Source organism: Microcella sp. (assembly GCF_033763155.1).
Classification (GTDB): domain Bacteria; phylum Actinomycetota; class Actinomycetes; order Actinomycetales; family Microbacteriaceae; genus Microcella.
Genome location: NZ_JANRKZ010000225.1, coordinates 1 through 6,378 on the forward strand (window position 1 = coordinate 1; position 6,378 = coordinate 6,378).

7 protein-coding genes and 2 pseudogenes are annotated in these 6,378 nt (G+C 67.4%); 4 read left to right on the forward strand and 5 right to left on the reverse strand.

Going from position 1 to position 6,378, the window contains the following annotated elements:
• Window positions 1-214: hypothetical protein (locus tag SFU54_RS09605; protein ID WP_319016056.1), on the forward strand; the 214-nt coding region annotated here is incomplete at its 5' end.
• Window positions 215-609: 395 nt separating this feature from the next.
• A complete protein-coding gene (locus SFU54_RS09610; RefSeq protein WP_319016057.1) occupies window positions 610-1,779 on the forward strand; it encodes a hypothetical protein in 1,170 nt (389 codons plus the stop codon).
• Here the strand turns inward: SFU54_RS09610 and SFU54_RS09615 are convergent.
• From SFU54_RS09615 to SFU54_RS09625, 3 genes and pseudogenes are all read right to left on the reverse strand, one after another.
• The gene (locus SFU54_RS09615; RefSeq protein WP_319016058.1) at window positions 1,768-1,914 is read right to left on the reverse strand and encodes a chorismate-binding protein; all 147 of its coding nucleotides are present in this window, start codon (window positions 1,912-1,914) and stop codon (window positions 1,768-1,770) included. The genes SFU54_RS09610 and SFU54_RS09615 overlap by 12 nt on opposite strands.
• Window positions 1,911-2,276, reverse strand: coding sequence for a chorismate-binding protein (locus SFU54_RS09620; protein WP_319016059.1), 366 nt, complete (start codon window positions 2,274-2,276; stop codon window positions 1,911-1,913). The genes SFU54_RS09615 and SFU54_RS09620 overlap by 4 nt, the downstream gene beginning before the upstream one ends.
• Window positions 2,277-2,324: 48 nt before the next feature.
• Window positions 2,325-3,017 (reverse strand): annotated as a pseudogene (locus SFU54_RS09625) (IS3 family transposase); the annotation flags it as partial.
• Between the two features lie 387 nt (window positions 3,018-3,404).
• On the opposite strand from SFU54_RS09625, the pseudogene ccsA reads away from it, so the two are divergent.
• Window positions 3,405-3,626, forward strand: a pseudogene (ccsA, locus tag SFU54_RS09630) (cytochrome c biogenesis protein CcsA); the annotation flags it as partial.
• A gap of 82 nt (window positions 3,627-3,708) precedes the next feature.
• Here ccsA and SFU54_RS09635 read toward each other — a convergent pair.
• Window positions 3,709-4,296 carry a hypothetical protein gene (locus SFU54_RS09635; protein ID WP_319016060.1) on the reverse strand — a complete coding sequence of 196 codons (588 nt, stop codon included), beginning with the start codon at window positions 4,294-4,296 and terminating at the stop codon, window positions 3,709-3,711.
• Window positions 4,297-4,350: 54 nt separating this feature from the next.
• On the reverse strand, window positions 4,351-5,340 hold the full coding sequence (locus SFU54_RS09640; protein WP_319016061.1) for an o-succinylbenzoate synthase: 990 nt from the start codon (window positions 5,338-5,340) through the stop codon (window positions 4,351-4,353).
• A gap of 122 nt (window positions 5,341-5,462) precedes the next feature.
• On the opposite strand from SFU54_RS09640, the gene SFU54_RS09645 reads away from it, so the two are divergent.
• Window positions 5,463-6,377 carry a 1,4-dihydroxy-2-naphthoyl-CoA synthase gene (locus SFU54_RS09645; RefSeq protein WP_319016062.1) on the forward strand — a complete coding sequence of 305 codons (915 nt, stop codon included), beginning with the start codon at window positions 5,463-5,465 and terminating at the stop codon, window positions 6,375-6,377.
• Window position 6,378: the final 1 nt, after the last annotated feature.

The window sequence follows — 6,378 nt, forward strand, 5'->3', positions numbered from 1 at the left end:
CACCCGCCGCCGACTGTTCCTCCGTATCGGGCAGGCGATCATGGTGGCGGGCGGGATCATGGGGCTCGTGCATTGGCTTACCCACCTTGAGGCATTCGGCCCCGAGCAACCGCCGCTCCTGCTCGATCTTGCCATCGGGTATCCCATGGCCGCTCTCTTGCTCATCCTCGGAGGTGTCGTGGCGAGCCGGAAGCCGAAGGCCCCGGCGCGATAGCACAGCGAGGGCGGGGCTTCATCGCAAGACGTGGATGACCAGATTGAGGCTTGCGTACAAATACCCCCAGGGGGTACGTTCGCCGCATAAAAAGATCAGTCGACCCCGCGACCGCGCCCGTTCTCGACCCGCAGCGGTCGACCCCTATCGCCCTGCGGTGGTTATCTGTGATCGCAGGCTCGGCCGCGATCATCGCGACGTACTGGGACGGAGCATGGCACTCTGAGATCGGACGAGACAGCACGTTCGCTCCCCCCCACGTACTGCTGTACTCAAGCATCGCCTCTGTCGCGCTAATCATCGCGGCATGGGTTGTTGTGACTCTGGTCAGAGAACGTTCAGTGCGGTCGGTCCTTCGAGACCGGGCCCTGGTCTTGACGGGTGTGGCTCTTGCCATGGTGGCGCTGTCGGCCGCCCTCGATGTTTTGTGGCACGAGTACTTCGGTCGGGACTCGGTGCTCTGGTCCCCTCCTCACCTCCTCGGGATCATCGGCAGTGTGGTGGTAGTCGTCGGCGTGACCATGAGTGGCGACCGAGGCCGTCCACTGCGAAGCGCCGATGTGGCGCTCGGTGCCGTGCTCCTAGGCACGGCAATGCTCCCGGTGATGGAGTACGACTCGCGCGTTCCGCAGTTTTCTGAGGTGTTGTACCTTCCGGTTGCGCTTGCGGCAGCGCTCTTCGCCGCGTGGGTGATCACCGTTGCCTTGAGCGGGGCGCGCGTCATGACGGTGATTGTTGGTGGCGTTGTGGCGTTGCGGGCCGCGGTCTGGGGCGTTCTTACGTTGTGGGGGTGGCCGGCGGTCGACGTACCCGTTGCTCTTCTTGGGCTCGCCGTTCTCGACCTCCCGCGCGCGCGGAAAGTCGACCGGTTTGCGCTTGCCGCCATCGCAATGTCGTCCATACAGCTCGTGGCCTCCGCCGTAGGGCTGAGTAGCGTGCAGGCCGAGACAGTGCTCCCTGCCGCCATCATCGTGATCGCCATCGCGGGCGGTGTGATGCTGATCTCTCGTGGCCGGCAGGTTGTCGTCGCAACGTTGGCGACGTTGGCCTTGGCTGCGACGCTCGTGAGCGTCGATCCACTACCCGCGAGCGCCCACGATCCAGGGCAAGGCACCGAGCAAGGTGAAGTCGCAATGACGGTTGAGCGAGTCGGGTCAACAGTAAGCATCACTGTAGAGGTCGTGTCATCGAGCACGCCGCTTCGCTTTGAACGCATCGTCGCAAGGCGCGCTGGTCAGATTATTCAGGCCACACTGGAGCAGGGTGATACCAGCGGCCTTGTGGTCCGAGGAACTCTGGAACTCACCGAAGGAGACTTGTGGTTCATCTACGCCGAGTTCTCATCCTCGATGGGCGCGCTGGAGTCGTGGATTATCGTTGAACCGAATGACTCTCGTACCGAGGTGCGTCCGCTCTACGAGCCACCCGTATCCCCCGTTAACGACCTCGAATTCATTGGCGCGAGCGCTGCGCTGTACGGACTAGCTGCCTCGCTCATCTGGGTTGCCATCCTCACGGTGAGGGAGCCACGTCGGATGCGGTCGACGCGCTCATCAGCGGAGTGAGTCGGCAACCGGGCAGAACTTCACGCGCGTCTCAGCGAGTTCGGAATCGGGGTCGCTGTCGGCCACGATGCCCGCGCCGGCGTAGGCCGTGACCAGGCCGTCATCATCGATGCGCGCGCAGCGCAGCGCGATCAACCACTCGCCCTCGCCGTCCTAGTCGATCCATCCCACCGGCCCGGCGTAGCGGCCGCGGTGGAATGCAACGCGGCGACGATGTCGAGCGCGCTCGACGACGGCGCCAGTTGCATCTCGACGTCGGTCGCGAGGTGCCAGAGGTTCGGCAGCTTGATGGTGAACGGGAGATCGCTCGCCGAGACGGCGCGCGCGTGCGGCCGCAGCGTGTCGAGCACGCTCTGCACGGCGAAGGCGTGCTCGTCGAGGTCTTTGCCACTCGTCGCAAATTGAGCGGAGACCGCGGAGTCTTCCGCCGTGCTCGCCCCGCGCGTCCGGTTGTCGGCGAGTACCCGCGCGCTCGCCTCACCGCCGTGCACGCTCACGAGCGTCTAGAGCCTGACCCGGTTTCCCGGGCGCTTCTCTTGTGTTGATCATGCCGCGATTTCTGCGGCGGGGTGAAGGGCTTCACACTCGGCGGGGCTGAGGTTTCCGAGGCTGCTGTGTCTGCGCCGGGGGTTGTAGAACCCCTCAATCCACTCGAACATGGCCGACGCGAGCTGTGTTCTGGAGTCCCAGCTGGTGCGGTCCAGCAGCTCGCGTTGCATCGTTGACCAGAACGACTCGATGAGCGCATTGTCGACGCTGGAGGCGACTCTGCCCATCGAGCCGAGCAGCCCTGCTTGGCGGAGTCGGTGACCGGAGAGCCGGGAAGTGTATTGGGCTCCTCTCTCCGCGTGAACGACTGTTTCAGGCTCGGGTCGGAGCCGCCAGCGTGCCATCTCCAGCGCGTCGACGACGATCTCTGCGGTGATCCGAACGGAGATCGACCAGCCAACGATGCGGCGTGAGTAGGCGTCGATCACGGCAGCGCAATAGACCCAGCCGTCTTTCGCACGGTGTTGCGTGATGTCGCAGAACCAGAGCCGGTTCGGCCCGTCAGCGCGGAACTGCCGCTTTACGAGGACCTCGTGCGTGGCCGTGTCCGGCTTCCAGCCTCCCCGCTTGCGACGATGCGAGACGCCGACCAACCCGTCTTGCCGCATCAGCCTGGCGACACGTTTGCGGGCGACGTGAACGCTAAGCCCGAGCCGCAACTCGGCCAGCACTCGCGGCGCACCATACGCTGCTCGCGAGTCGGCTCAGCACCTGGACCAGCCGGAACCCTATTCCGGCAGCACGTTCTCCCGCGCAATGTAGGCCAACGCGCGCTTGTGGATTTCGCTCTCCATCTCCAGCACCCGCAACCGTCGCCTTATCTCGACCAGTTCGCGATGCTCGTCGGAGGTCGCGCCGGGTTTGCGGCCCGAGTCGACTGCATCGCGATGCATTTAGTTGCGAAGACAGGACTCGCTGATCCCGAGACCGCGGGCGGTCTGAGCGACCGGGTCTCCCTCCGCGACCAGATCCAGGGCTCGACGCCGGAACTCCGGCGGGTGGGCAGCAGGCATCTCACGGACTCCTTCCGAGACGATCATCGCCTCAACTCAGGTGTCCGCGAAACCGAGTCAGGCTCCGAGCGCGCGTGGGGCCGCTATTGGGGCTGGCACACCAGGGAGGTCTGGACCTTCATCATCTGGGTGCTCTTCGCCGGGTACATCCACGCTCGCGCGACGCGCGGCTGGCGCGGCGACCGCTCTGCGTGGCTGGCGATCATCGGCTTCTCGGCCGTGATCTTCAACTACACGATCGTCAACCTCTTCTTCAAGGGGCTGCATTCGTATTCGGGCCTGTAGGCCCGACTACAGATAGGCGCAGCTCGGGCTTTTCTCTGTCGTGACAGGTCGGGCCCCCGGCCCGACTCCGCGCTGACAGTCTCTAGCCCGCCGTGAGCTGCACCGGAACCCGACCGAAGCCGTTGTCGAAGCTGATGAGTGGGCCGTCGGGAGTGCAGGTGTAGTCGCCGCCGTTGATCGGCGAGCCGAGAAGTGCATCGCCGAAGATGACGGAGGCGTCTTGGCTGACCCCGCCGACGACGTAGTCGTAGGTGACATCGACGGTCTCGTTCGTGGTGGTCACCGTCGTCTCGTCGGCCGAGTAGGCCCCCGAGATCGTGCCGGCGAGGGTTGCGACGCCCTCGGTCGCGGGGGTCGAGATGGTCAGCACCAGGTCGGGCTCGTAGGCGAACACCGTGCCGTCGAAACTCAGGCCGGTGTCGCCCTCGACGACGAACGACACCGCACCGTCGGTGGCGTCGCGCACCGAGTTGTAGAAGACCTGCAGCTCCTCCTGCGTGATCGTCCAGTCGCCGATGAGGCAGGCCGGAGGTTCGAGGTTCAGAGTGTCGGGCGTCGGCGTCGCGGTGCGGTCGTTCGCGACGGGGGCGGTCGGTGCGGCCGGACCGCAGCCTGTCAGCGCGAGAACGGCTGCAGTGGTGACGGTGACTGCGAATGAGATGCGGTGCATGGTGGCTCCTCCGGCGTCGTCGGGTCGACGCCTCGAGGGTAGCGCCGCTGCGCCTCAGGCCGATAGGAGCGTGTGGCAGCGCGTGAGGCGCTCGCGCCACCAGGCCGTGCGGGCAGGGTCGGCGGCGAGGCGGCGGAGGGCATCCGGATCGGCGACGATCGGCCGCACCGCGATCGCGCCGTCGACGGGCAGCAGCGGGTCGGCGACCACATCGTCGGCGAGCAGCGCCGCGGTGCCGAGCCCGCAGTCGTAGTCGAGCTGCGGCAGCCGCGCGGCGAGCTCGGCCCCCATCGCGAGCCCGATGCTCGTGTCGAGGGCGCTCGAGACCACGGCGGGCAGCCCGGCCTCGGCGACGATCGCGAGGGCGCGGTCGATGCCCCCGAGCGGCGCCGCCTTGATCACGAGCAGGTCGGCGGCCCCGGCGCGGGCGACGGCGAGCGGGTCGACCGCCTTGCGCACGCTCTCGTCGGCGGCGATCGGAACGCCGAGCCGGTGGATGCGCCGCCGCAGCTCGGCCAGTTCGTCGATGCTCGCGCACGGCTGCTCGACGTACTCGAGGTCGAAGCGCTCGAGCTCGCGGATCGCGTGCTCGGCCTCGTCGAGGTTCCATCCGCCGTTCGCGTCGAGGCGGATGCGGCCCTCCGGCCCCACCAGCCGCCGCACCTCGGCGACGCGAGCGACGTCGTCGGCGAGGGTCTCGCCGCGCTCGGCCACCTTGATCTTCACGGTGCGGCACGCGCCGAACCGGGCGAGGGTCGCCGCCACCCGGTCGATTGGCACCGCCGGCAAGGTCGCATTGACCGGGATGCTCGCCCGCACGGCCGGCGCGTTCGACCGCTGCCACCCGAAGCGCAGGGCCGCGGCCAGCCACGTGCTCGCCTCGGCGTCGTCGTACTCGACGAAGGGCGCGAACTCGCTCCAGGCGACGGGGCCATCGAGCAGCACGGCCTCGCGGTGCTCGACGCCGCGGAACCGGGTGGCGAGCGGCACGCTCACGACGTGGGCGCGGGCCAGCACCTCGGCGAGCGGCGGGAGGGCATCCATACCGCCCAGTCTGACGTGTCGTGTTCGTAACTCAGGCAGAAGCGACCCAAGTGACTGGTTATCGCGGCACCCGGGGCCGCTCAGCCTGAGTTGCGAACGGGTGGCGCGCGTAGGCTGGCCGCATGGCCGAGCCCTTCGTCTCTGACACCTTCGACGCGACGCGCTGGCACGTCGTGCCGGGCTTCGAGAATCTCACCGACCTCACGTACCACCTCGACACGTCGGGGCGCATCGCGCGCATCGCGTTCGACCGGCCGGAGGTGCGCAACGCCTTCCGCCCGCACACGGTCGATGAGCTGTACCGGGCGCTCGATGATGCCCGCCAGAACCCGAAGGTGGGCGTCGTGCTGCTCACGGGCAACGGCCCCAGCGGGAAGGACGGTGGCTGGGCGTTCTGCTCGGGCGGCGACCAGCGCATCCGCGGGCGGGCGGGGTATCAGTACGCCGAGGGGGAGACGGCCGAGACCGTCGACCCGGCGAAAGCCAGCCGGCTGCATATCCTCGAGGTGCAGCGGCTCATCCGCTTCATGCCGAAGGTCGTCATCGCCGTCGTGCCCGGCTGGGCGGCCGGCGGCGGCCACTCGCTGCACGTCGTGTGCGACCTCACGATCGCGAGCCGCGAACACGCGCGCTTCAAGCAGACCGATGCCGATGTCGGCTCGTTCGACGCCGGCTACGGCAGTGCCTACCTCGCCAAGCAGGTCGGGCAGAAGATCGCTCGCGAGATCTTCTTCCTCGCCCGCGAGTACGACGCTGAGCGCGCCTACGAGATGGGCACGGTCAACGCCGTGGTGCCGCACGCCGAGCTCGAGTCGACGGCACTCGACTGGGCCGAGACGATTCTCACCAAGAGCCCGACGGCCATTCGCATGCTCAAGTACGCCATGAACCTCACCGATGACGGGATGGTCGGCCAACAGCTCTTCGCGGGCGAAGCCACGCGGCTCGCCTACGGAACCGACGAGGCGGTCGAAGGCCGCGACAGCTTTCTCGAAAAGCGCGCGCCTGACTGGTCGCCGTTCCCCTGGCAGTACTAGG

Excerpts from the sequence above, each read along its gene's own strand:
- SFU54_RS09610 (WP_319016057.1), top strand. The coding sequence starts at position 610 with ATGGTGGCGCTGTCGGCCGCCCTCGATGTTTTGTGGCACGAGTACTTC.
- SFU54_RS09635 (WP_319016060.1), bottom strand. The coding sequence starts at position 4,296 with ATGCACCGCATCTCATTCGCAGTCACCGTCACCACTGCAGCCGTTCTC.
- SFU54_RS09640 (WP_319016061.1), bottom strand. The coding sequence starts at position 5,340 with ATGGATGCCCTCCCGCCGCTCGCCGAGGTGCTGGCCCGCGCCCACGTC.
- SFU54_RS09645 (WP_319016062.1), top strand. The coding sequence starts at position 5,463 with ATGGCCGAGCCCTTCGTCTCTGACACCTTCGACGCGACGCGCTGGCAC.